The sequence below is a fragment of the Flagellimonas sp. 2504JD1-5 genome (assembly GCF_053618295.1).
Genome location: NZ_JBSIOU010000002.1, coordinates 226,806 through 250,652, shown reverse-complemented (window position 1 = coordinate 250,652; position 23,847 = coordinate 226,806). Strand labels below are relative to the sequence as shown.

Genomic DNA, 23,847 nt, shown 5'->3' with positions numbered 1-23,847 from the left:
TTATTTGTTCCTGACTTTACGTTCTCCTGTATGGTCCACACCTTGTGCGCGCTCCAGTTCGATCATTTTTTTTGGTCGGAAATTAAGTATTAAAGCGCGTCTTTGCGAATTTGTGGTGTTTCCTTTGCTGAAATGTAACGTAAAACCGTCATGAAAGGTGCATCCTCCAGCTTTTAAAGGAATGCATTGCGCATCTTTTGTATCTGTCTCGCAATGCAATGCTCCTCCATCTGAATACTGTTTATGTGGTTTAATGGTTTCATCCTCTTTTGGAATAAACCACATACAACCATTATCCTCATGAACATTGTCCAAGGCAATCCAGCAACTGGCCGACCTCTTATCAGGCATTTTAATCCAATAGGCCGCATCTTGATGCCATGGAGTTGGCGTATTTGTATATGGGGCCTTGTTTATAAGCATATCAAAATCAAGTTCCATGTCATTGCCCAACATGTCCTTCACATGATCCAAGGCCAAAGTATATGTTATGTTGGATGATAATTTTGGCTCGATCAAGCTAGGTCTCATAATTTGGGTGATCTTTTCCACTTTTAGGTCAACATCTCCTTTTCCGCCCAAATCACTTCGTAAACCTTCGGTTCGTTCGGTATCCTTTAGCAATTCATCATACAAGGTTTTAAGGTTTTCTACCTCAATATTGGGTATGAGACGATCCAGTTTTGTAAACCCTTTTTGTAAAAAGTCTTTTTTCATGTTTGAATTCATTAATTAATTCCAATCCAAAATAAGTAGTTAAAAATCAAAAAGTCTTTTAAATTCGTACACCATACTTTTTTATACGTTTTGTATGCGAAAACAAACAAATAAGAGAAAAGTCATTCAACTTGACCGTCTTGGGTTCAGTAGATGTCTTGATTTTGGATATTATCGCTATATCACCGTGGAACCTATTCTTGATGACCACCAGCATAAGGATGTTATGGAAATTTGCTTTTGTTTAAAGGGTCGACAGTACTATCAAATTGGGGAAAACCTCATAAAACTGACAGGAAATCATATCCTTATTGTCCCTCCCAATGTAAATCATGGCTCAGGAGTGTATCCCGAGGACATCGGAGAACTGTATTGGTTACAACTTTCTTTAGATTCCTCCAAAGGTCCTTTGTTCCATCTTCCCACTGAACAATCGGACTTTCTGTTCCAAAAACTGCTTAAAAATGGGGGTACTTTGATTAAAGGTGCCTTTGGAGTCAAACAGCTTTTGGAAAAATTAATGCTACTGCTTGAAAATCCAAATGATGCGTTCAACAGGCTTCAAATTGGGCAATCCATCATTCAACTTTTGATTGAAATTTCCTCACTTTCGGATACTTCACAACCCGTGGAAGATTCGGAAAGAATATCACTTCTTAAAAATTATATTGAAAAGAATCTCCACAGAACAATTTATGTTGATGAGTTGGCAGACTTGGTCAATTTCTCCGTTCCTTATTTAAAATCGTGGTTTAAGCAGAATTTTGGCGTTCCTCCGAGAGCTTATGTGAATAGGTTAAAAATAGAAAAGGCCAAAGTGCTACTAATCGAGGTAAGATCAATTACCACAGTCGCTTACGAACTGGGATTTGGTTCATCGCAATATTTTGCCACCACATTTAAGAAGTATACGGGAATGTCGCCCCGAAAATTTAGGGCATCCTCGAACTAAAACAAAAATCTTTAGACCCGAACAATTTTGGCACCAATGGCTCTCAACCTCTCATCTATATTTTCATAGCCCCTATCAATCTGTTCAATATTATTGATTGTTGATGTTCCTTTTGCGGAAAGAGCTGCAATCAATAAAGAGACTCCAGCACGAATATCCGGCGAAACCATAGTGGTTGCCTTGAGCGTAGATTTAAAATCATGGCCTATGACCGTTGCCCTGTGCGGGTCACAAAGTATAATCTTGGCTCCCATATCAAGCAATTTATCCACGAAGAAGAGTCTACTTTCAAACATTTTTTGGTGAATGACCACTTCCCCTCTGGCTTGAATAGCGACTACAAGCAAAATACTCAGTAAATCAGGTGTCAACCCCGGCCAAGGCGCATCGGCAATGGTCAATATGGAGCCATCGATATAGTTTTGCACCTCATACCCATTTTCATGCTTGGGAATGTAAATATCATCACCTTTTCGTTCAAGTTTTATGCCCAGTTTTTGAAAAGCATTGGGGATTTGTCCCAAATCGTCCCAACTCACATTTTTAATGGTAAGTTCACTTTTGGTCATTGCCGCCAATCCTATCCAACTGCCAATTTCTATCATATCGGGCAACATCGTATGCTCCGTTCCACCCAAGGAGTCTACCCCTTCGATGGTCAATAGGTTTGAACCAATTCCGGAAATCTTGGCACCCATTCTGTTCAGCATTTTGCACAACTGTTGCAGATAGGGTTCACAAGCTGCATTATAAATTGTGGTGGTACCTTCAGCAAGTACCGCTGCCATTACAATATTGGCCGTTCCGGTAACGGAGGCCTCATCCAATAGCATATAGGTTCCTTTGAGTTTTTTAGCTTCAACACCATAAAAATACTCTTCGCGATTGTAACGAAACTTCGCTCCCAATTTAATAAAACCTTCAAAGTGGGTATCCAAACGTCTTCTTCCGATCTTATCTCCACCTGGCTTTGGAATATATCCTTTACCAAATCTGGCCAACAACGGGCCAACCAACATAATTGACCCTCGAAGTCCACGACCATCTTGTTTAAATTGGTCGGATTGAAGGTAATCCAGATTAATGTCATCAGCTTTAAAGGTGTAACACCCTTTTCCTTTTTTCTGGATTTTGACTCCCAAGTCCTCTAGCAGTGCTATCAACTTATTGACATCAATGATGTCTGGGATGTTATTTATTGTGATTTTTTCGGCTGAAAGCAATACGGCGCAAAGAATCTGAAGCGCTTCATTCTTTGCTCCTTGAGGAGTAATTTCACCGTGCAACTGGTGGCCACCCTCTATTCGAAATGTTCCCATGAATTTCTTCGGAAATTAATATCTTTTTTTACCCTTGTAGTTTCGCTGCCCTTTCTTATTATTACTTCCATTTCTATTGGATTTAGCCAAACGGTTCTTAAGAAATTGTCCACTATCGGTTAAGTTCTCACCCTTTGGTGCCAAATCGATCTGACCATCGCTCAGTTCCTTTAAATGGGCAAAAATTGCGGTGTCCTCAACTGTATCTTTGTTCCAGTTCAAGTAACACTTTTTCATGTGGTTTGCAATGGCATATTCCAATCCTGATCGCATATCACCCTCTTCCCATTTTATGGCCACATCAATCATTCGTTTGATGTTGTTCCCATAAAATCTGTATTTGGGATGGTTTTGCGGATATTCCAACGGTTCTGGCCTCTGCTGCAACACTTCTTTTGAGGTAATTGGAAATGGTGAATCTACATCCAATTTAAAATCGGACATAATAAACAACTGATCCCATAATTTATGCTGAAAATCAGGCACATCCCTTAAATGTGGTTGCAAATTTCCCATTACACTTATGATGGACTTGGCCACTTTATTTCGTTCTTCCCGATCCGCTATTGAAACGGCATGGTCAACCATTTTTTGAAAATGTCGGCCATATTCAGGAATGTGGAGCTTGGGACGCTCCGTATTGTATTCTAAGTTCTCTACTAAATTCAAACTAAAGTTTTTATGAAATTAAATTATCGGGAAGTCTATCCGATAACGCTTGCAAATTAAGAAAATTATGGCAATCGGCCTTGCTATAAGGAAATTACTCCTTCAACGGTAGATACTTCCTTGTATTTAGCTATTACCTCATCAGGGTCTTTTAAGTTTACGGTAATGGAAATACTGGTGTAAGTGCCCTTTTTTGACTTTTTTGATTCAATGACGGCACCTGTATTGTCAAAAATATTATTTATCTGTGCGATACGTTCTTCATCGGTAGGAACAATGAACTTATATAAATAATTGGAAGGCCATGAGGTATTCTCCAAAAGTTGCTCTTTTAGTCTCGCGTAAAATTCATCAGATTTTCCCTTCTCCATATCGCTATTTTGTACAAATATATGGGTTAGTCAACAATTTTTTTTCCTTCACCCTATTTCATTACTTTGTACGGCAAAATATTTTTATTTGAATAGTACCAAAGTTGTAATCACGGGAGCTCCGGGAACTGGAAAAACATCCATTGTGAATGGATTGGAAAATAGAGGTATTCATTGTTTTCATGAAATCATCAGGGATATGACTTCCCAAGCAAAAAAAGATGGGAATCCTGAAAACATGGTTTCCAATCCATTGGTTTTTGTTGATGATGCACTGCAGTTTAACAAGGACTTACTGTATGGCAGGGCCGATCATTTTAAAAAATCGTTGAAATCAGATACTGCCTTGCATATTTTCGATCGTGGCATTCCGGATGTGTTGGCCTATATGGACTTTTTTGACCAAACCTACGACTTGGAGTTCACCTCAGTTTGCGAAGCACATCGATATGACGCCATTTTTATTGCTCCTCCTTGGAAGGAAATCTATACTTCTGACAACGAACGGTTGGAGACTTTTGACGAAGCACAGAAAATTCATGATGCTTTGATGCACACCTACACCGAATTTGGATACGACCCCATAATCATTCCTAAAAAACCTGTCCAAGATAGGGTGTCATTTGTTTTGGAAACACTTAACAAGCCATAGTGCAGCAAAAAATCAAAAGTATTTTACAAGAGTTTTGGGGTTATCCTGATTTTAGGGGCTCCCAGAAACGGATAATCAACACCATTCTTGAAGGCAACGATGTATTGGCATTGATGCCCACTGGCGGTGGTAAATCGTTATGCTATCAAGTTCCTGCTTTGGCTAACGAGGGTATCTGCATTGTAGTTTCCCCTTTGGTGGCCCTTATTCAAGATCAGGTACGTCAATTAAAATCCCGCGGAATCAAGGCGGTTTCACTAGTGGGGGGGATTTCTTTTGTAGAACTGGGCAATTTGCTCGACAACTGTGTTTACGGCAACTATAAATTTCTTTACTTATCTCCAGAGCGACTTCAACAAACCATAGTGCAGGAGCGCATACGTGAAATGAACGTGAATCTTGTAGCCATTGATGAAGCCCATTGTATTTCGCAATGGGGAAATGATTTTAGACCAGCTTATTTGGAGTGCTCGGTATTGAAAGATCTAACTCCAAATACACCAATGATCGCCCTCACTGCTACAGCAACGGAAAAAGTGATTCGAGACATTCTTGAAAACCTTGGCCTGGAACAAGCGCAGGTTTTTAAAGATTCTTTTCTAAGATCAAATATTACTTTTAAGGTAAAACGCACCGAAGACAAATTGTACCATTTAAAAAAGGTTGTCAAAGACGTTTCTGGCAGTACTATTGTTTACGTGAGGTCTCGCAGAATGACCGTTTCCCTGTCGGAATTTTTAAATAAAAATGGGTTTAAGGCTTCTTATTTCCATGGGGGTATTTCAAAAACGGATAAAGAGAAACGCTTGAATTCTTGGTTATCCGAAAAGACATCCATTATGGTGGCCACTAACGCTTTTGGAATGGGAGTGGATAAACCAAATGTGCGGTTGGTGGTGCACTACCAGATTCCTGATAGCTTGGAAAGCTATTTTCAAGAAGCCGGAAGAGCCGGCCGTGATGGTGAACCTTCGCAAGCATTATTGCTCACATCAGGAGAGGATAAAGAACGCGCAAAACAACAATTTTTGGCTCATTTGCCCGATATAGATTTTGTAAAGAAGTTATACCTGCAACTAAACAATTTTTTCCAAATCCCTTATGGTGAATTGGTACAAGAAACCCAAGAATTTCAACTCAATGCGTTTTGTAATCGATATGAGCTACGTCCGAACATGGTTTACCACGCTTTGCGAATCCTTGATCAGAATTCGGTAATAGCGCTTTCCGAAAACTACAATGAAAAGACAACCTTGAGGTTCGTGGCCAACAAAAATGAGATTTTTGGTTACTTGGAAAAACAGAGTGAATCTGCTCCCATTATCCAAACCATTTTGCGTACCTATGGCGGAATTACAGAATTCGACACCAAAATCAACCTGCTCTTGCTTTCAAAAAAAACCGGGGTGCCCGAAAAGCATATCAAAACTTTATTGCAGCAATTGCAGGGTGATGGTATTGTGGAATATAAAAGTAGTTCAAGCGATATTGAACTGATTTTTTTGGTGCCCCGGGAAGATGATAGAACCATAAACCCGTTTGCCAAGCGCATCAAGGAATTGAATTCCGTAAAAAAAGATAATATGGAGGCCATGTTGGGATATGTTGATAATACCACTAAATGCCGTAATGCTTATTTGCTAAATTATTTTGGTGAAAATGCAAAGGATAATTGCGGGGCATGCGATATTTGCATGGAAATAAAACCTGCAACCGCTGAATCCAAAAATATACTTTTACACCTTATTAAAGATAAACCAAGAACGTCAAGACAATTAGTTGGGGCCTCTAAGTTGGAGGAAATTGTAGTTTTGGAAATTTTGCAGGAATTGTTGGAAGACGAATTGATACAATTGAACCAGAAGAATGAATACACCATCAAATAAAAGTGATTTGCGCATTGTTTTTATGGGTACCCCAGATTTTGCAGTGGAAAGCCTTAAAAGTATTTTGGATGCTGGTTTCCATGTTGTTGGCGTCATCACTGCTCCTGACAGACCTGCGGGAAGAGGAAGGAAGATTCAAAAGTCGGCAGTAAAACAATTTGCGGAAGAAAAGGGATTGACAATTCTACAGCCAACAAATTTAAAAGACGAAGGTTTTTTAACCGAATTACGAAAGCTAAAAGCAAATTTAAACGTGGTTGTTGCATTCAGGATGCTTCCCAAATCGGTTTGGCAGATGCCCGAGCATGGCACATTCAATCTTCATGCTTCCTTGCTTCCCCAATATAGAGGCGCGGCACCCATAAACTGGGCCATAATAAATGGAGAAACGGAAACCGGGGTGACTACTTTCTTTATTGACGACAAAATAGATACCGGAAATATCATTCTTCAACAAAAAGAGGCTATCCAACCAGAGGATACCGCAGGCAGCTTGCATGACCGATTGATGCACACCGGTGCACAATTAGTGGTTAAAACCTGTCGCCAAATTGAGGCGGGAGAAGTTTCAACCATGGTACAAGTTGCATCTGAAGATTTAAAACCAGCATATAAAATCCATAAAGAGACCTGCAAAATTGATTGGAACGCTTCTTTGGTACAAATCCATAATCATATCAGGGGATTGAGTCCGTATCCCGCCGCCTGGACTTATCTTGTAAGTGATGGAATTGAGCAAAGTATTAAAATTTATAGATCCAAAATGGAAAACGCGGAGCATTATTATCCTATTGGAAAGTTGTTTTGGAATAAAAAAGAAATGAAAGTAGCGGTTAAAGGTGGTTATCTTCAACTTTTAGAGGTGCAATTACCAGGGAAAAGGAAAATGGATATCAAGCAGATTTTGAACGGGTTAAATCTGGACAAATCGGCTCATCTTCGCTGAACCCCTACCATTACTAGGCTGACAAATGGCCCTATTTTTTTTCAACTTTATCAACAAACGTTTCAAGTTATCAACAAAAAGCCGGATTTCCCTTGGTTTTACTTGCGTTGCACGCAAATCCGTATAAATTTGTTCAGCATTAAAATTATTTTAACAACAATTAATTTAATTCCATTATGAACAAAACAGAATTAATCGATGCTATGGCAGCTGATGCAGGCATCACAAAAGCAGCGGCTAAAAAAGCATTGGAATCTTTCTTGGGAAATGTAGAGGGATCTCTTAAAAAAGGAAACAGAGTTTCTTTGGTAGGTTTTGGTTCTTGGTCCGTATCTAGAAGAAATGCTAGAGAAGGTAGAAATCCTCAAACTGGTCAAACCATCAAGATTGCAGCTAAGAACGTAGTAAAGTTCAAAGCAGGTGCTGAATTGAGTGGTTCGGTAAACTAATCAATAGTTTTTACTATATATAGAAGCACTTCCTAACGGGAGTGCTTTTTTATTTGAGGGCTGTCGGTCGTTTTGTAAATAACATATATTATATTACATTTAGTAATAAGAATCATGGGAATGGTAAGCAATAAACCAACAAAAGGAAAATTATTGGTCGCGGAACCAACACTTTCTGGTGATGTTTCGTTTAGCCGATCTGTGGTCTTGATTGCCGAGCACAACCATGAAGGTTCCGTAGGGTTTATTCTGAACAAACCTTTGGAATATACCATCAATGATCTTATTGCCGAGATTACCATTCCTTTCAAGGTGTTTAACGGAGGCCCTGTTGAACAGGACAATCTATATTTCATCCATAAAGTACCCCATCTCATTGATGATAGTATTGAAATTTCGGATGGTATTTTTTGGGGCGGTAATTTTGAGAAAACCGTTGAGCTCATCAACAACAAAACCATTACCGAACAGGATATCCGATTTTTCTTGGGATATTCAGGCTGGGATTCGAGCCAGTTGGATCAAGAGCTTTCATCCAAATCATGGGTGGTGGTTCAAAATGAGTATGAAAGTAGTCTCTTGGAAAAATCGTCCATTGCCTTTTGGAAAGAAAAAATGGTGGAATTAGGCGGCGATTACCTATTGTGGTCCAATGCTCCAGAAAATCCCTCGTTGAATTAGGTCTCGACTACCCTCGACCTGACAATTTTCGTTTCTTTGATCAAAGTCAATGTCACAAAAGTCTAGCCCACTCTGGCTTTTGCATTCAATTTTCCGATAAGACTTTTGCTGAAATTGTTTTCATAGTTCTTCTTTCGATATTTTGTTATGGGAACAATTCCGGAGACGCTGTTGGTAATAAAAAGTTCATCGGCCTTCTGTAATTCAAAAGGTGAAATGGATTGTTCCAGTATGGTAATGCCTTCCATGGAAGACAATATTTCAATAAGTTTTCCTCTAATTATCCCTTTCAAACAGCCATCGGACAAGGGCGGAGTTTTAACCGTCTCCCCATTTACCAAAAATATATTTCCGTTGATGGCCTCCACCACATTCTTATCATTATTGATCAATAAGCAATTGTCGTAACCATTTTCATCGGCATAAACACTTGCGACAACATTGAGCATCTTGTTTGTGGTCTTTAAATTTGACAACATGTCCTTGTTCACATAATAATCCTTAAACAATTCCGCTTCGTAGTCTTGCTCAGGAACCAGATAAAATGGAGATTCGAGGGGATTAACTTCGATTATATAGGATATTTCGTTGGTTACCGGATTATACAATCCACCATCATTCCTGAAAACGGTCAATCTAACCCGGGCTGGCATGTTGGCCAAATTATTTTGGTTTACGGTTTTGATGATCTCCGTTTCTAAAAACTCCAAGGTGAAATCCATGGGAATCTCCATGCGCAAAATGCGCATGGAGGCCATTAACCTGAAGTAATGATCCTCCCAAAAAAAGATGGTGCCATGTATGCACCGAAATGATTCGAAAAGTGCGTCCCCATATTTCAATCCCCTATTGGTGTGGGTAAGGATGGCTTCCTTGTTGGAACAAATATTCCCGTTGAAATTGACCATAAAAAAGTCCCGATTAAAATCGGGACCAAATATACGTTTTAGTTAAGAATGCTACTATTTTGAGCCTAATACTTGTTTTAAATCGGCTACTTGGTTTTCCCACAGCATTTTTGCCTCGTCCAACTCATCTTCATCGGCAAAATCAGTTATGAAAAGTGATACATCTTTGGTGATTTCATCTACAATAATCCGCATCTCAAAATAAGTATCATCATCATTTTCTTCCCATGCGAACTTCACAAATTCATCACTCTTACGTTTTAACATGGTGGCGTTCTCCTCTGCTCCATCCCAAATGAAAATGAAAGTCTCACTGCGTGAATTCACATTGTCAGCGTACCATTCCGATAGGCCAGAAGGTGTGGATATATATTGATAAAGCAACTGTGGAGAAGCTTGAATAACAAATTCTATTTCAAATTTAATCTTATCGCTCATTCTTATGATTGGTTTTTCCTTTCGACATTTTTATTATTCGGGAAGATATAAAAATAAATATCAAATAATAAATTAATATGAATTTTGATTCGGCAAAAATTAAACTTTATATTTGCACCCGCAAAAACAAACCACGGCGAGGTAGCTCAGGTGGTTAGAGCGCAGGATTCATAACCCTGAGGTCGGGAGTTCAAGTCTCCCTCTCGCTACAAAAAAGCCCCCTTTTAAAAGGGGGCTTTTTTTATAGGGCTTCTTCCATAATTTTCTCCACAACTTCTGGGTTCAACAAAGTTGATATGTCACCCAGATTCCCTGTATCCTTTGACGCAATTTTTCTAAGGATACGTCGCATGATTTTACCGCTTCGGGTTTTGGGCAATCCTGGAACAAATTGAATCTTATCCAACTTGGCGATTGGTCCAATATGGTCGGTTATCATTTGATTGATTTCCTTTTTCAAATTGTCGCGATCTCGAGACTCTCCTGTTTCCTTTAGTATCACATATCCATAAAGGGCATTTCCTTTAATGTCGTGTGGGAAACCAACAATGGCCGATTCTGCCACCGCTGGATGTTCGTTAATGGCATCTTCAATGGGTGCCGTACCTAAATTGTGACCGGAAACAATGATTACATCATCTACCCTACCGGTGATTCGATAGTATCCAACTTCATCTCTTAATGCACCATCTCCTGTAAAATATTTTCCTTCGTAAGCTGAAAAATAGGTGTCTTTATATCTTTTATGGTCTCCCCAAATGGTTCTGGCCATAGAAGGCCATGGGAATTTGATACAGAGTCGACCATCTACTTGGTTACCATGAATTTCTTTGCCATTCTCATCCATTAGCGCAGGTTGTACCCCAGGCATGGGCAAGGTGGCATAGGTGGGCTTGGTAGGTGTTGAAAACGGAACCGGGGAAATCAAAATCCCTCCTGTTTCGGTTTGCCACCACGTATCTACAATAGGACATTTCTTTTCACCTACGTGGTCATTATACCAATGCCATGCTTCTTCATTTATGGGCTCTCCAACGGTTCCTAAAACCTTTAGGCTCGAAAGGTCATGTTTGGTCACAAAATCAAGATTTTCCTTAGCTAAGGCTCGAATGGCCGTTGGAGCTGTATAAAATTGTGTCACCTTATGCTTTTCAACAATCTCCCAGAAACGTCCAAAATCCGGATAAGAAGGCACTCCCTCAAACATCACCGTTGAAGCCCCGTTTGCCAATGGCCCATAAACAATGTATGAATGTCCGGTAATCCAACCAATATCAGCGGTACACCAGTACACATCATCTTCACGGTATTGGAAAACATTTTTAAAAGTAAAGGCTGTATACACCATATATCCTGCAGTGCTGTGCATCATGCCTTTGGGTTTTCCAGTGGAGCCGGAAGTATATAGAATAAACAAGGGGTCCTCAGCGTCCATAATTTCTGGCTGACAATCGGCATATGCCTTGTCCAACAACGGTTGTAGCCAATGATCCCTTCCATTTTCCATATGAATATCCGCATTGGTCCGTTTGGCTACCAAAACAGTTTCAACACCTGGGCAATGTTGCATGGCATCATCAACTATACCCTTTAAATCGATAGTTTTTCCACCCCTGTATGAACCATCAGAAGTCAACACCATTTTGGCTTCACAATCATTGACTCGGGTAGCCAAGGCTGTGGATGAAAATCCAGCAAAAACAACGGAATGAACAGCACCTATTCTAGCACAGGCCAGTACGGAAACCGCCAATTCTGGAATCATGGGCAAATAGATAACCACCCTATCTCCTTTTTTAATTCCATTATCCTTTAGAACATTGGCAAATTTACATACACGTTGATGGAGTTGTTTATAAGTGATATGCTCTGCTTCTTCGTCTGGACTATTGGGTTCAAAAAGAATGGCGGTCTTGTCACCACGAATGTGCAAATGCCTGTCGATACAGTTTTCAGTGATATTGAGTTTAGCCCCATCAAACCATTTCACCTCTGGTTTTGAAAAATCCCATTCCAAAACATTATCCCATCGCTTGCGCCAAACAAAATGCTCCTCTGCGATTTCTTCCCAAAATGCCTCTGGATTTCTAACTGATTTTCGGTATACCTGAAAATACTCTTCCAGGTGCTTGATGTGATAATTGCTCATGGTATTGGTTGAAATTTTACGAAGAACTAAAAATAGCAAAAAAGTGATACTGCCCGAACCCTCTTCAAGCCAAACTCAACAAAATTGTGTATCCCATATTTTAATCCATGAAATTCTAATGAATAACCAATCAAAATGTAAAATTATTTAGAATCTTATTTTGGGGTGGTGTTCAACATGGCCTACCTTAGCATCGGTATTGGATTCAAGTCCATTTTTTCATCTTTACCCAATAAATACAAATGTGTTTGATATTTAGATTAAAACTGAGCAAGCTCATTTATACCATGTTTCTCTTATCCATTTTTGGAACTGCTCAAGAAAAAGTCAAAAAAGTAAAAATAGATGGTGATTTTAGGTTTCGTATTGAACAGGATTGGGACTCCAGAAAATCGGATGAAACATACAGGGAAGACCGCTCCCGTTTACGGTATAGACTCAGAGCAGGAGCAACCTATCAACACAACGAATGGGCAAGTATAGGTGCCAGAATCCGTACCGGAGACCCAAAAAAACAACAGGACCCCCAACTGACCTTGGGAGATGGTTTTAACGAATTCGGAACCCTGCCAATCGCCCTTGAAAAGGCCTATTTCAAAGCCGAAAAAAACGGATTTACAGCATGGTTCGGTAAAAACACATTTCCTTATGAAAAAAAGAATGAACTCTTTTGGAGTGACAATGTTTATCCTGAAGGAATCTTTCTAAAGAAAAGCGTTTTAATTGCATCCGGTGCTATTGACGAAGTTTCTTTTAGCGGAGGACACTTTATCATCAATACCCGCGGGTCATCGTTTGACCAAGACAGTTATTTTCAAGGGTTTCAAGTTATAACAAACCTATGGAATAGAAGATGGCAACTATACCCAAGCATTTATTTCTTCAAAAATATCCAAGACATTCCGGATGGAGCTGCTACTTTCCTTTTTGATTATTCCATAATGCATTTGGGTACTTCACTCAAACCCTTTGAATCATATCCTGTAACTATTGAATTGGATTATTATCAAAATCTTGAAAATTATGACAGTAACACTTCCATCCCAACAAATTTCCAAGATGAAAAAACAGCCTGGTCTATGGCCGTTGGCTATGGAACTCTAAAAGATAAAAGCGATTGGGTAGCCAAAATCACGTATACCCATTTGGAAAAGTATGCTGCTGTTGATTTTCTAGCTCAAAACGATTGGGCCCGATGGGATTACTCGGCTTTTGATTCACCGGATGGGAGATTGACCAATTTGCAGGGTTTGGAATTTGTTCTGGGCCATATGATCGGTAAGAACATGAGCTTAAAAATGAAATATTACTGGGTGGAACAATTGGTGCCTACGGGAACAACCCTTGAAAATGGTCAACGTATTCGATTGGATTTTGACATCAAAATATGATTTTCTTTACGAGGTCAGCCTAACATTAATGGTCTATGGCATCTCCTGCCCCACTTGGAATTCGGATATTCTCCACAATTTCTTGTACATGTTCAGGAGGAGGAGCATAAAATCGTGATACCACCAATGAAATCGCAAAATTCACCAACATTCCAACAGTTCCGAAGCCCTCGGGTGAAATACCAAACCACCAATCATTGGAAGTACTGGTTTCAGGGTCTCCAATCCATCCCAATTTGAACCTTGCAATATAATAGGTTGTAATAGCCAATCCTGCAATCATTCCTGTAATAGCTCCTTCCCTATTCATTCGTTTGCTAAAGATTCCCATTACAATGGCCGGGAAAAACGAAGATGCGGCAAGGCCAAAGGCCAAAGCCACTACTGAAGCTACAAAGCCGGGTGGGTGGATTCCAAAGTACCCCGCAACGGTAACCGCCAAAACGGCCGCAAGACGGGCAATCAACAGTTCTTTTTTGTCTGAAATATCTGGAGCGAATTGTTTTTTAATCAAATCATGAGAAATTGAAGTTGAGATTACCAAAAGTAATCCGGCGGCTGTGGATAGGGCCGCTGCCAATCCACCTGCGGCCACCAAAGCGATAATCCAATTGGGCAATCCTGCGATTTCGGGGTTTGCAAGGACCGTAATGTCCCTATCTACATACAATTCATTGGCAGAAACACTTGCGTTTGATATTTTTCGCTCTCCATAATCGCCTTTTCCTTCAATAAAAAGTGGTTTTTTTCCATCAACTGCGGAACCTGGCAAATATTGGATCTTACCATCTCCGTTTTTATCAGTCCAAGCTATAAGTCCAGTATCTTCCCATTTTGTAAACCAAGGCGGAATTTCTTTGTAGGGTGTATTCTCAACAGTTTCCATCAAATTTGTCCGGGCAAAAACCGCAATGGCCGGTGCAGTGGTATAGAGAATGGCAATGAACAATAAGGCATATCCTGCCGACTTACGAGCATCCCTTACCTTCGGTACGGTAAAGAAACGGATAATCACATGAGGCAATCCGGCTGTACCCAACATCAATGCGGCTGTAATGAAAAAGACATCGATTGTTGATTTGGTGCCATCAGTATAGGCCGTAAACCCTAAATCCGTCATCAAACCATCCAATTTATCCAATAAATAGATTCCATCTTCACCGGCTGAGCCAAACCCTAATTGTGGAATTGGATTTCCCGTAGCCATAATCGAAATAAATATAGCAGGAACCATAAAGGCGAAAATCAGTACGCAATATTGAGCCACCTGAGTATAGGTTATTCCTTTCATCCCTCCTAAAAAAGCATAGAACAATACTACGGCCATTCCAATATAAACGCCTGTATTTACTTCAACATCCAAAAAGCGTGAAAAAACCACACCAACGCCACGCATTTGTCCCGCCACATAAGTAAAGGACACAAACAGCGCGGCAATTACGGCTACCGTACGGGCTACATTACTATAATAACGGTCACCAATAAAATCGGGAACCGTAAATTTTCCGAATTTTCTTAAATATGGTGCTAACAAAAGGGCCAAAAGCACATAACCGCCCGTCCAGCCCATAAGGTAAACCGAACCATCGTAACCAGAAAAAGCAATGATTCCTGCCATTCCTAAAAAGGATGCAGCGGACATCCAATCCGCCGCAGTGGCCAACCCGTTGGCCAAAGGGGAAACCCCGCCTCCTGCCACATAAAATTCCTTTGTTGAACTGGCCCTTGACCAAATGGCAATTCCAATATATAACGCAAAAGTAATCCCGACGATGATAAACGTCCAAGTTTGAATTCCCATATCTTATTCGTTTACCCCGTATTTTTTATCCAACTTGTTCATCAAGCGGACGTATATGAAGATGAGCAGCACAAAAACATATATTGAGCCTTGTTGCGCAAACCAAAAGCCCAATTTGAAACCTCCTAAGCGTATTGTGTTGAGCTCATCAACTAGAAGAATTCCAAAGCCATACGAGACTAAAAACCAGATTATGAGAAGGATAGTGAGATATTTAAGATTCTCCCGCCAATATTTTTTGCGTTGCGCAGCGTCCACTTGAAGGTTGGTTTATTCTTGAAATATATGAAAAACACCCCTAAAGTCCCCTTGAGAGGACAATTTTTAACTGATTGAACCCAAATAGTTAGAAACGTTTTGACCTATACGTTCATGGATATTGGAGACATCGGCCTTCTGGAAAGTTTCACCGGTGATACTTTCATAAAGCTCAATATAGCGGTCAGAAACCGATTTGATGTATTCATCACTCATCTCAGGGAGGGTTTGTCCTTCAAGACCTTGAAAACCATTCGAAATGAGCCATTGCCGAACAAATTCCTTGGACAACTGTTTTTGGGCCTCGCCTTTTGCTTGACGTTCTTCATATCCCTCCGCATAAAAATATCGCGAAGAGTCCGGGGTATGGATTTCATCTATCAACACAATTTCCCCATCCTTGGTTTTTCCAAACTCGTATTTGGTATCAACAAGAATCAAACCTCTTTTGGCAGCCAATTCTGTCCCCCTTTGGAAAAGCGCTTTTGTATATTTTTCCAAAACGGCATAATCTTCAACTGAAACAATTCCCCGTCTCAGGATTTCCGCTTTGGAGATATCCTCATCATGATCTCCTTGCTCGGCTTTGGTGGCGGGAGTGATGATGGGTTCTGGAAATTTGTCGTTTTCTTCCATTCCTTCAGGCATAGGTTCTCCGCACAAAATGCGCTTTCCTGCTTTATACTCCCGAGCGGCATGACCTGACATATAGCCTCTGATGACCATTTCAACCTTAAAAGGATCACATGCTTTGCCCACGGCAACATTGGCATCTGGCGTGGCCATTAACCAATTGGGAACAATATCTTCCGTAGCCTTCATCATTTTGGTGGCAATCTGGTTGAGAATTTGTCCCTTGTACGGAATTCCTTTTGGCATTACCACATCAAAAGCCGACAAACGATCTGTGGCAACCATGACCAGAATATCATTTTCCAACGTATAGACCTCCCTCACTTTTCCTTTGTAAACCGATTCTTGTCCAGAGAAATGGAAATTGGTATCCATCAATGTATTTGGCATGCTAAGCTAGTTTTGGTGCTCAATATTTTTGTAGGCGTCAATGACTTTTTTGACCAGTTTATGGCGAATCACATCTTTATCATCCAAATAGATAATGCTAATGCCTTGAACATTTTTCAAAATCAAAAGTGCTTCCTTGAGCCCAGATATCACTCTACGTGGTAAGTCTATTTGTCCTGGATCACCAGTAAGCAAAAACTTGGCATTCTTGCCCATTCGAGTCAAGAACATCTTCATTTGCGCATGGGTAGTATTTTGTGCTTCGTCTAAAATAACAAAGGCGTTATCCAATGTCCTACCACGCATGAAGGCCATGGGCGCAATTTGAATGGTCCCATCCTCAATGTACTTCTCCAACCTTTCAGGGGCAATCATATCACGAAGTGCATCATACAGAGGTTGCATGTAGGGATCTAGTTTTTCCTTTAAATCCCCTGGAAGAAATCCTAAATTTTCTCCAGCCTCCACAGCCGGCCGGGTCAAAATAATGCGTCGGACCTGTTTTTCTTTTAAAGCTTTTACCGCCAACGCCACTCCGGTATAGGTTTTTCCAGTTCCTGCAGGGCCAATGGCAAAGACCATATCGTCTTTTTTGCAGGCATCCACCAACTTGCGTTGATTTACGGTCTGGGCCTTGATCAATCTACCACTAACGCCATGTACCAACACTTCTTCGCTGCTTTTGGAAGAGCTAAAATCCTCCTGCCCGTTACTGGTGAGCACACGTTCTATGGAATTTTCATCCAATTTATTGTATTTGGCAAAGTGCGCGGTGAGCATATCAAAGCGCCGGTCGAACTCCTCTAGCAACGCTTCATCACCGTATACCTTAATTTTGCTTCCCCTGGCCACTATTTTGAGTTTTGGGAAATACTTTTTAAGTAGCTCAATATTCTCATTCTGCTGCCCAAAGAAATCCTGTGGGCTTATCTCCGTCAGTTCAATAATCAGCTCGTTCAATAAATGGGGTATTTAAAGGTTATTTTTTGAAGAAATTTTATTCTTTCTTTTTACTTAATTTTACCCCACAAACTTAACCAAAAAACGATTTGAACGGGGAAAAACATATCAACAGTATTGCATGGCTATAATAACCTTAACTACCGATTTTGGCCATAAAGACCATTTTGTTGGTGCAATAAAGGGAACCATTCTAAATAACTTACCTAATGTTAACATTGTTGATATTTCACACCAGATAAACCCTTTCAACATTCAAGAGTGTGCTTATATCCTTAAAAATGCCTATCGTTCATTCCCTTCGGGAACCGTCCACATCGTAGGTGTTGATTCGGAGCAATCCCCCGAAAATCAGCATATAGCCGTTCAAGTTGACGGGCATTATTTTATCAGTGCCAATAACGGGGTTATTTCGTTGATTACTTCTGAAGTAAAGCCGGAAAAAGTAGTAGAAATACGTATTCCGGATTTCAGTCCAAGTTCTTTTCCTGTTATGAACGTTTTTGTGCAAGTAGCCTGTCATATTGCTCGTGGCGGAACTTTGGAGGTCATTGGAAAGCCCTTTGATAATCTAAAAGAACTTCGTGAGTTTGAACCACGAATTTCTAACAATGGAAAAACTATTATTGGCAATGTGGTTTACGTTGACAATTATGGGAATGTGATTACCAACATTCAGAAAAGTTTGTTTGAGGCCTACCGTAATGGTCGTGATTTTGAGGTAATTGCCCGAACCAATAAAATCACATCGATCCATAACAGTTACAACGGGATTGTTAATTTTAATTTGGAGAAAGGGCAACGTAAAGGGCCCGGAGATGCTTTGGCATTGTTCAATTCCGCAGGTTATATTGAACTTGCCATCTATAAAAGTGACCTGAACACCGTGGGTGGGGCCTCTACCCTTCTTGGTTTAAATTACAGGGATACCGTGACCATAAATTTCTTATAAATGTTGATACGCATTGTTAAACTCACTTTTAAACCCGAAAATATTCCTAGTTTTGAGCAAATCTTTGAAACAACAAAATCGGGAATTACGGATTTTCAGGGATGCAATAAAGTAGAGTTATACCAGGACCTTAAAAATCCATGTATCTTTTTCACCTATAGCTTTTGGGACAAAGAGTCGGATTTGGAAAATTATAGAGCATCGGATTTTTTTAAGGAAGTTTGGAGCAAAACCAAACAACTTTTTGCCGAAAAACCGGAAGCTTGGAGTTTAAAACAACGTTCAATGAGCAATAAAACAATGTTCAATTAGTAATGCAAACATCAACTATATCCATCACCCTTAATAAATAATTGATCATTGATAACTGTTAATTGACAACTGAAATGTTTGCCATTTTTAAACGAGAAGTACGGTCATTTTTCACATCTCCCATAGGTTATTTGATTGTTGGGCTATTTCTTCTGCTCAATGGTCTGTTTTTGTGGGTCTTTAAGGGTGAATACAACATTTTTGATTATGGTTTTGCCGATTTGGGCAATCTATTTCTATTGGCGCCATGGATTTTTATCTTTTTGGTTCCTGCAATTACCATGAAAAGCTTTTCCGAGGAACGAAAAGTGGGTACGTTGGAATTACTACTCATTAAACCTATCTCCATCTGGAAACTGGTTTTAGGTAAATTTTGGGGCGCTTTTTTTCTCTGCATCATTGCAGTTGTACCTACTATCATTTATGTATACGCCATCTCGAGCTTAGGTGTTGTGGAAGGAAATTTTGACTCTGGGGTGGTGCTCGGTTCTTATTTCGGGCTTTTCTTTTTGATTGCGGCCTATACGTCAATGGGGGTTTTCGCATCTACCCTATCTGATAACCAAATTGTCTCCTTTATTATTGGTATTCTGATTTGCTTTTTAATTTTTAATGGTTTTGAAGCGGTTTCATCCTTGTTTTCCAATGGAGAAATTCAGCAATTGATTCAAGGTATGGGGGCTAAAGCGCATTTCAACAGTATCGCCAGAGGCATCATCGACACGCGAGACCTTGTGTTCTTTATTTCTATCTCGATTTTCTTTTTATATCTGACCTTTCAACGCTTAAAACAACTGGCATACTAATGGGGAAGTTTGTTATTTCGGCTGTAAAAGTTTTGGCGATAGTGGTTGTTCTGAATGTAATTGCCGGTTTTTTCTATGGAAGATTTGACTTAACGGAGGACCAAAGGTTCACTTTATCCCAACCTTCGGTTGAGGCAGCACAAAAATTTGATTCACCTGTAATTGTTGATGTATTATTGGATGGAAACATTCCTCCTGAGTTTGCAAAATTGAAAGTGGAAACCCTTCAATTATTAGAATCGTTTACAGCTCAAAACAAGCATATTCAATACAATTTGGTCAATCCGCTGGAGGATGAAACCCGAAGCCAGCAAACCATCTCCGATTTACAACAGATCGGTCTAAAACCCGCCAATGTTACGATCGAGGAAAATGGAAAAGTCTCGCAAGAACTGGTTTTTCCCTGGGCTATGGTCAACTATAAAAATAAAACCGTTAAAGTATCCTTGCTAAAAAACAAATTGGGTTCATCCATGGAGGACCGTATCAACAATTCTGTGCAACAATTGGAATATGCATTTGCCGATGCATTTACCAAATTGAGCATTACGGATAAAAAGCGCGTGGCCGTCATCAAGGGCAATGGTGAACTGGATGATATTTATATCGCCGATTATTTGACCACTATCCGCGAATATTATAACATTGGTGCCATTACTTTGGATTCGGTGGCCGGAAATCCACAAAGAACACTAGATCAACTTAAAGGATTTGACCTTGCCATTATTGCAAAACCAACCGAAGTCTTTTCGGATGAGGAAAAGTTTGTGCTGGATCAATTTGTGGTCAATGGTGGAAGATCTATTTGGCTAATGGACCAGGTAGCCATGGAAATGGATAGCATCTTTAGCAACGGTGGAAGTGCATTGGCCATACCTCGGGATTTGAACTTAGGGGATTTCTTTTTCAATTATGGAATTCGAATTAACCCGGTACTGATAAATGACCTTTATTTCACCCAAATCGTGCTGGCTTCCGGTGAAGGAAATGATTCTCAGTACAATCCCGTCCCTTGGTATTATCACCCTATGGTTTTCTCAAGAAATAACCATCCGATAAATACTAATATTGAAGCGGTTCGCTATCAATTTACCAGTCCAATGGATATTTTGGAAAACGATTATAAGAAAACGGCGCTTTTACAGAGTTCTCCACTGTCAAAAACGGAGGGGACCCCAAGGCAAATTGGTTTGGATATATTGAATACTCCTCCTGATAGAGAATCGTACACAGATGGCAACCACCCTTTGGCAGTTTTAATCGAAGGGGAATTCAGTTCTATGTTCAAAAACAGAATTAAGCCGCTGAAACTTCAAAATACAACGGAACAAGGTCCTGAAAATAAGATGATCATTGTTTCAGATGGTGATCTTATAAAAAATCAATTGAGCAACGGAGGGCCTTTGGAATTGGGATATGATAAATGGACCAATAGTTCCTACGGAAACAAAGAATTTTTGGTGAATTGCATTAATTACCTGCTTGATGATACTGGACTTATAAACATTAGAAACAAAAGGGTTTCCATTCCGCTGCTTGATGTGGAGAAAATTGCTGCACAAAAAAGCAAATGGCAATTCATAAACATTGGGGTTCCAGTAGTATTGACCTTGTTGGCAGGTATTTTATTCGGATACTATCGCAAGCGAAAATATGCTGCGTAGATGTTAATAAGTTTGTTTCTTTACTAAGGGGTTTTAAAATATATTTGTTTTTATCGATTTATCTGCCCTGTTAGAACGTTTAGGGCATCAATATTAAAAGAATTTCTTTAATGAAGTTTATCGTATCCAGTACATATTTGTTAAAACAACTGCAAGTTTTAGGTGGTGTCATCAATAATAGCAATACACTACCTATCCTTGATAATTTCCTATTTGATTTAAAACAGAACAAGTTGACCGTGTCCGCTTCCGATTTAGAAACCACAATGAGTTCTGTTTTGGAGGTTGATTCGGATGCTGAAGGGACCATTGCTGTTCCAGCCAGATTGTTATTGGATACCTTAAAAACGTTTCCCGAACAACCGCTGACCTTTGTGGTTGAAGATAACAATACAGTTGAAATAAGCTCAAATCACGGTAAATATGCTTTGGCCTATGCGGATGGAGCTGAATTTCCAAAAGCTGTTGAAGTATCAAATCCGAGCTCCACTATCCTTCTGGGCGATGTTTTGGCAACCGCCATCAACAAAACAATTTTTGCAGCTGGCAACGATGATTTGAGACCTGTGATGAGCGGTGTCTTTTTTCAGTTTTCCACAGAGAATTTGACTTTTGTCGCCACAGATGCGCACAAGTTGGTAAAATACCAACGTAATGATGTTTCAGCATCTCAAGTTGCGGAATTTATAATGCCGAAAAAACCGTTGAACTTGCTCAAGGGAATTTTATCCGGTTCCGAGTCAGAAGTTACCATCGAGTACAATGATAGCAATGCCAAGTTCATTTTTGAAAATTCAGAATTGATTTGCAGACTGATTGATGGGAAATATCCCAATTATGAAGCTGTAATTCCGAAGGAAAACCCGAATAAGTTGTCCATTTCACGAAACCAATTCTTGAGTTCAGTTCGAAGAGTGTCCATTTTCTCTAACAAAACCACCCATCAAATCCGATTAAAAATTGCAGGTGCTGAACTGAATATATCCGCTGAGGATGTAGACTACAGTAATAAGGCTGAGGAAAGACTTTCTTGCTCTTACCAAGGCGATGATATGCAGATTGGATTCAATTCCAGATTTTTGGTTGAAATGCTTAATAATTTAACCTCAGACGATGTTTCCTTGGAAATGAGTTTACCCAACCGTGCCGGCATCTTGACCCCAATTGATGGATTGGACGAAGGTGAATTGGTCACCATGCTGGTTATGCCGGTTATGCTGAATGGTTAACTAATTACAGGTAAGCTACTTCCTACATATTAGTTAAAGATTGTGGTCAAGCGCAAAACATGCAAGAATTGACATGCGTTTTGGCGATTTTCTATACGTTTTACCGTCATTTTTTAAAAGCACACACCCATATCATTAGTTTTACGGCAATTCCCCAGGTAAACATTAACTAAATTATCGAAAAACATGAAAAAATTACTTTTGGCCGTTTTGGCCGTTTCAATTATCGGCTTGTACTCTTGTGAGTCGGAGCCTGTTACAGAAAATACCTTAGAAAGTATAGAAGGTAAGACTAGTACTGTACAGTTTGATTTTTCCCAAGATTGTGTAATGACTGAGTCGACACTTTTTGCCGGACAAAACGTCGAAGTGGGTAAGGTAAGTGTTTCAGTGTCAGGTGGGAACCACATCATTACATATGAAATAACAAATGATGATTGGTGTATAACAGAAACCCATTTATCTGTAGTAAATACGCCTCAAGATTTTCCATTGAACAATGGAGGCAATCCCAAGATTGGAAACTTCGAATATCAAGGAAATCACGATTGTGAAAAAACTGTTACCTATGAAGTTCCCATTGAAAAAGGATCCCATATAGCAGCTCATGCCGTGGTTGAGTGTTCAACTAACTCTGTAGAAAATATAATAGCCAGCCTTCCCGAAACAGTCGATTTTTGTACAACTGCGTTCCGCCCCAATAATGGAGATGACGGTTATTTTGCAGTTACCATTGAAGAAGGGTTGCTTGCTGGAGAGTATGGGGCATGGTGTGTTGACGTGGATCAAAGATTGGTCTTAGAATGTATTGAAGGAGCATCTGTGCACTCATCTATAGGTGATTTACCTGAAGGTGCTTTTGAAATGCCTGAAAACTTTAGTGCAGTAAACTGGTTATTAAACCAAAATATCATTGGACAACCTAGCGGTGATGAATCTCCATACACAGGAGATGACCTTCAAATGGCTATATGGTTATTAGTAGATGATTTAACAGATTTAGAAGAATTGGCCTCACGTGGCAGTCTTTCCAATTGGGACGCAAATCGCGTTAATGAATTAGTTGCTATTGCCTTGGAAAATAATGATTTCACCCCAGAATGCGGAGATTACATTGGTGTTATCATGATTCCTGAAGGAAAGCAACCTTTAATTATTCCATACCCATTGGAATGTACTGATTGTGAAGAAACTGCATGGGCAGATGGATGTAGTTTCCCTGGTGGAAGTTGGGCCACGTATTTTTCATTAGGTAAATAATAATTAGCAAATATCATTAACATTTCAATAATTGGAAAGGGTGAGAAAATCTCA

Annotated in this window: 24 protein-coding genes and 1 tRNA gene; 14 read left to right on the top strand and 11 right to left on the bottom strand. The window is 39.8% G+C overall.

Annotated features, from left to right (window positions below; all coding sequences use genetic code 11):
* Positions 1–717, bottom strand: a complete 717-nt coding sequence (locus ACULLG_RS10570; protein WP_452126756.1) for a phytanoyl-CoA dioxygenase family protein — start codon at positions 715–717, stop codon at positions 1–3.
* A 94-nt stretch (positions 718–811) separates the two neighbouring features.
* Here ACULLG_RS10570 and ACULLG_RS10565 point away from each other — a divergent pair, with 94 nt between their 5' ends.
* Entirely contained in the window at positions 812–1,669 is an 858-nt protein-coding gene (locus ACULLG_RS10565; protein WP_452126755.1) for a helix-turn-helix domain-containing protein, read from the top strand.
* A gap of 11 nt (positions 1,670–1,680) precedes the next feature.
* On the opposite strand, the gene murA is transcribed toward ACULLG_RS10565, so the two are convergent.
* From murA to ACULLG_RS10550, 3 genes are all read right to left on the bottom strand, one after another.
* A complete protein-coding gene (gene murA / locus ACULLG_RS10560) occupies positions 1,681–2,988 on the bottom strand; it encodes a UDP-N-acetylglucosamine 1-carboxyvinyltransferase (RefSeq protein ID WP_452126754.1) in 1,308 nt (435 codons plus the stop codon).
* Between the two features lie 15 nt (positions 2,989–3,003).
* A complete protein-coding gene (locus tag ACULLG_RS10555) occupies positions 3,004–3,657 on the bottom strand; it encodes a DUF4290 domain-containing protein (RefSeq protein WP_452126753.1) in 654 nt (217 codons plus the stop codon).
* An 83-nt stretch (positions 3,658–3,740) separates the two neighbouring features.
* Entirely contained in the window at positions 3,741–4,028 is a 288-nt protein-coding gene (locus ACULLG_RS10550; protein WP_452126752.1) for a DUF493 family protein, read from the bottom strand.
* A gap of 88 nt (positions 4,029–4,116) precedes the next feature.
* Between ACULLG_RS10550 and ACULLG_RS10545 the strand changes: the two genes are divergently transcribed.
* From ACULLG_RS10545 to ACULLG_RS10525, 5 genes are all read left to right on the top strand, one after another.
* Positions 4,117–4,680 (top strand): AAA family ATPase, encoded by a 564-nt coding sequence (locus tag ACULLG_RS10545; protein ID WP_452126751.1) that lies wholly within the window; start codon positions 4,117–4,119, stop codon positions 4,678–4,680.
* On the top strand, positions 4,680–6,566 hold the full coding sequence (locus ACULLG_RS10540; protein WP_452126750.1) for a RecQ family ATP-dependent DNA helicase: 1,887 nt from the start codon (positions 4,680–4,682) through the stop codon (positions 6,564–6,566). Before ACULLG_RS10545 ends, ACULLG_RS10540 begins: the two co-directional genes overlap by 1 nt.
* Complete coding sequence (fmt, locus tag ACULLG_RS10535; protein WP_452126749.1) at positions 6,547–7,512, top strand: methionyl-tRNA formyltransferase; 966 nt, start codon at positions 6,547–6,549, stop codon at positions 7,510–7,512. Before ACULLG_RS10540 ends, fmt begins: the two co-directional genes overlap by 20 nt.
* A 176-nt stretch (positions 7,513–7,688) precedes the next feature.
* A complete protein-coding gene (locus ACULLG_RS10530) occupies positions 7,689–7,961 on the top strand; it encodes an HU family DNA-binding protein (RefSeq protein ID WP_073176939.1) in 273 nt (90 codons plus the stop codon).
* A gap of 120 nt (positions 7,962–8,081) precedes the next feature.
* Positions 8,082–8,642 (top strand): YqgE/AlgH family protein, encoded by a 561-nt coding sequence (locus tag ACULLG_RS10525; protein WP_452127968.1) that lies wholly within the window; start codon positions 8,082–8,084, stop codon positions 8,640–8,642.
* A 62-nt stretch (positions 8,643–8,704) separates the two neighbouring features.
* Here the strand turns inward: ACULLG_RS10525 and ACULLG_RS10520 are convergent, their stop codons facing one another.
* Positions 8,705–9,550 carry an aminotransferase class IV gene (locus tag ACULLG_RS10520; protein WP_452126748.1) on the bottom strand — a complete coding sequence of 282 codons (846 nt, stop codon included), beginning with the start codon at positions 9,548–9,550 and terminating at the stop codon, positions 8,705–8,707.
* Positions 9,551–9,604: 54 nt separating this feature from the next.
* Positions 9,605–9,988, bottom strand: coding sequence for an START-like domain-containing protein (locus ACULLG_RS10515; RefSeq protein WP_452126747.1), 384 nt, complete (start codon positions 9,986–9,988; stop codon positions 9,605–9,607).
* A gap of 135 nt (positions 9,989–10,123) precedes the next feature.
* Here ACULLG_RS10515 and ACULLG_RS10510 point away from each other — a divergent pair.
* A tRNA-Met gene (locus ACULLG_RS10510) sits at positions 10,124–10,197 on the top strand.
* 32 nt (positions 10,198–10,229) lie between these two features.
* On the opposite strand, the gene acs is transcribed toward ACULLG_RS10510, so the two are convergent.
* A complete protein-coding gene (gene acs / locus ACULLG_RS10505) occupies positions 10,230–12,137 on the bottom strand; it encodes an acetate--CoA ligase (protein WP_452126746.1) in 1,908 nt (635 codons plus the stop codon).
* 242 nt (positions 12,138–12,379) lie between these two features.
* Here acs and ACULLG_RS10500 point away from each other — a divergent pair, with 242 nt between their 5' ends.
* Positions 12,380–13,528: a putative porin gene (locus ACULLG_RS10500; RefSeq protein WP_452126745.1), complete on the top strand. Its 1,149-nt coding sequence runs from the start codon at positions 12,380–12,382 to the stop codon at positions 13,526–13,528.
* A 25-nt stretch (positions 13,529–13,553) separates the two neighbouring features.
* Here ACULLG_RS10500 and ACULLG_RS10495 read toward each other — a convergent pair whose 3' ends face one another.
* The 4 genes from ACULLG_RS10495 to ACULLG_RS10480 form a co-directional block, all read right to left on the bottom strand.
* On the bottom strand, positions 13,554–15,329 hold the full coding sequence (locus tag ACULLG_RS10495) for a sodium:solute symporter family protein (protein WP_452126744.1): 1,776 nt from the start codon (positions 15,327–15,329) through the stop codon (positions 13,554–13,556).
* Between the two features lie 3 nt (positions 15,330–15,332).
* Positions 15,333–15,587 (bottom strand): DUF4212 domain-containing protein, encoded by a 255-nt coding sequence (locus tag ACULLG_RS10490; RefSeq protein ID WP_452126743.1) that lies wholly within the window; start codon positions 15,585–15,587, stop codon positions 15,333–15,335.
* 66 nt (positions 15,588–15,653) lie between these two features.
* Positions 15,654–16,610 carry a phosphoribosylaminoimidazolesuccinocarboxamide synthase gene (locus tag ACULLG_RS10485; protein WP_452126742.1) on the bottom strand — a complete coding sequence of 319 codons (957 nt, stop codon included), beginning with the start codon at positions 16,608–16,610 and terminating at the stop codon, positions 15,654–15,656.
* A 6-nt stretch (positions 16,611–16,616) separates the two neighbouring features.
* A complete protein-coding gene (locus tag ACULLG_RS10480; RefSeq protein WP_452126741.1) occupies positions 16,617–17,570 on the bottom strand; it encodes a PhoH family protein in 954 nt (317 codons plus the stop codon).
* A gap of 121 nt (positions 17,571–17,691) precedes the next feature.
* Between ACULLG_RS10480 and ACULLG_RS10475 the strand changes: the two genes are divergently transcribed.
* The 6 genes from ACULLG_RS10475 (at position 17,692) to ACULLG_RS10450 (ending at position 23,793) form a co-directional block, all read left to right on the top strand.
* A complete protein-coding gene (locus tag ACULLG_RS10475) occupies positions 17,692–18,522 on the top strand; it encodes an SAM hydrolase/SAM-dependent halogenase family protein (RefSeq protein ID WP_452126740.1) in 831 nt (276 codons plus the stop codon).
* Positions 18,523–18,834 carry a putative quinol monooxygenase gene (locus ACULLG_RS10470; protein WP_452126739.1) on the top strand — a complete coding sequence of 104 codons (312 nt, stop codon included), beginning with the start codon at positions 18,523–18,525 and terminating at the stop codon, positions 18,832–18,834. It begins immediately after the preceding gene.
* A 74-nt stretch (positions 18,835–18,908) separates the two neighbouring features.
* Positions 18,909–19,640: a gliding motility-associated ABC transporter permease subunit GldF gene (gene gldF, locus ACULLG_RS10465; RefSeq protein WP_452126738.1), complete on the top strand. Its 732-nt coding sequence runs from the start codon at positions 18,909–18,911 to the stop codon at positions 19,638–19,640.
* Positions 19,640–21,304 (top strand): gliding motility-associated ABC transporter substrate-binding protein GldG, encoded by a 1,665-nt coding sequence (gldG, locus tag ACULLG_RS10460; protein ID WP_452126737.1) that lies wholly within the window; start codon positions 19,640–19,642, stop codon positions 21,302–21,304. The genes gldF and gldG overlap by 1 nt, the downstream gene beginning before the upstream one ends.
* Before the next feature lie 110 nt (positions 21,305–21,414).
* Complete coding sequence (gene dnaN / locus ACULLG_RS10455) at positions 21,415–22,533, top strand: DNA polymerase III subunit beta (protein ID WP_452126736.1); 1,119 nt, start codon at positions 21,415–21,417, stop codon at positions 22,531–22,533.
* A gap of 186 nt (positions 22,534–22,719) precedes the next feature.
* Complete coding sequence (locus tag ACULLG_RS10450; protein ID WP_452126735.1) at positions 22,720–23,793, top strand: hypothetical protein; 1,074 nt, start codon at positions 22,720–22,722, stop codon at positions 23,791–23,793.
* Positions 23,794–23,847: the final 54 nt, after the last annotated feature.

Coding starts and splice junctions, on each gene's coding strand:
- ACULLG_RS10570 (WP_452126756.1), bottom strand. CDS start 717: ATGAAAAAAGACTTTTTACAAAAAGGGTTTACAAAACTGGATCGTCTC.
- ACULLG_RS10565 (WP_452126755.1), top strand. CDS start 812: ATGCGAAAACAAACAAATAAGAGAAAAGTCATTCAACTTGACCGTCTT.
- murA (WP_452126754.1), bottom strand. CDS start 2,988: ATGGGAACATTTCGAATAGAGGGTGGCCACCAGTTGCACGGTGAAATT.
- ACULLG_RS10550 (WP_452126752.1), bottom strand. CDS start 4,028: ATGGAGAAGGGAAAATCTGATGAATTTTACGCGAGACTAAAAGAGCAA.
- fmt (WP_452126749.1), top strand. CDS start 6,547: ATGAATACACCATCAAATAAAAGTGATTTGCGCATTGTTTTTATGGGT.
- ACULLG_RS10530 (WP_073176939.1), top strand. CDS start 7,689: ATGAACAAAACAGAATTAATCGATGCTATGGCAGCTGATGCAGGCATC.
- ACULLG_RS10525 (WP_452127968.1), top strand. CDS start 8,082: ATGGTAAGCAATAAACCAACAAAAGGAAAATTATTGGTCGCGGAACCA.
- ACULLG_RS10520 (WP_452126748.1), bottom strand. CDS start 9,550: ATGGTCAATTTCAACGGGAATATTTGTTCCAACAAGGAAGCCATCCTT.
- ACULLG_RS10515 (WP_452126747.1), bottom strand. CDS start 9,988: ATGAGCGATAAGATTAAATTTGAAATAGAATTTGTTATTCAAGCTTCT.
- acs (WP_452126746.1), bottom strand. CDS start 12,137: ATGAGCAATTATCACATCAAGCACCTGGAAGAGTATTTTCAGGTATAC.
- ACULLG_RS10500 (WP_452126745.1), top strand. CDS start 12,380: ATGTGTTTGATATTTAGATTAAAACTGAGCAAGCTCATTTATACCATG.
- ACULLG_RS10495 (WP_452126744.1), bottom strand. CDS start 15,329: ATGGGAATTCAAACTTGGACGTTTATCATCGTCGGGATTACTTTTGCG.
- ACULLG_RS10485 (WP_452126742.1), bottom strand. CDS start 16,610: ATGCCAAATACATTGATGGATACCAATTTCCATTTCTCTGGACAAGAA.
- ACULLG_RS10475 (WP_452126740.1), top strand. CDS start 17,692: ATGGCTATAATAACCTTAACTACCGATTTTGGCCATAAAGACCATTTT.
- ACULLG_RS10470 (WP_452126739.1), top strand. CDS start 18,523: ATGTTGATACGCATTGTTAAACTCACTTTTAAACCCGAAAATATTCCT.
- gldF (WP_452126738.1), top strand. CDS start 18,909: ATGTTTGCCATTTTTAAACGAGAAGTACGGTCATTTTTCACATCTCCC.
- gldG (WP_452126737.1), top strand. CDS start 19,640: ATGGGGAAGTTTGTTATTTCGGCTGTAAAAGTTTTGGCGATAGTGGTT.
- dnaN (WP_452126736.1), top strand. CDS start 21,415: ATGAAGTTTATCGTATCCAGTACATATTTGTTAAAACAACTGCAAGTT.
- ACULLG_RS10450 (WP_452126735.1), top strand. CDS start 22,720: ATGAAAAAATTACTTTTGGCCGTTTTGGCCGTTTCAATTATCGGCTTG.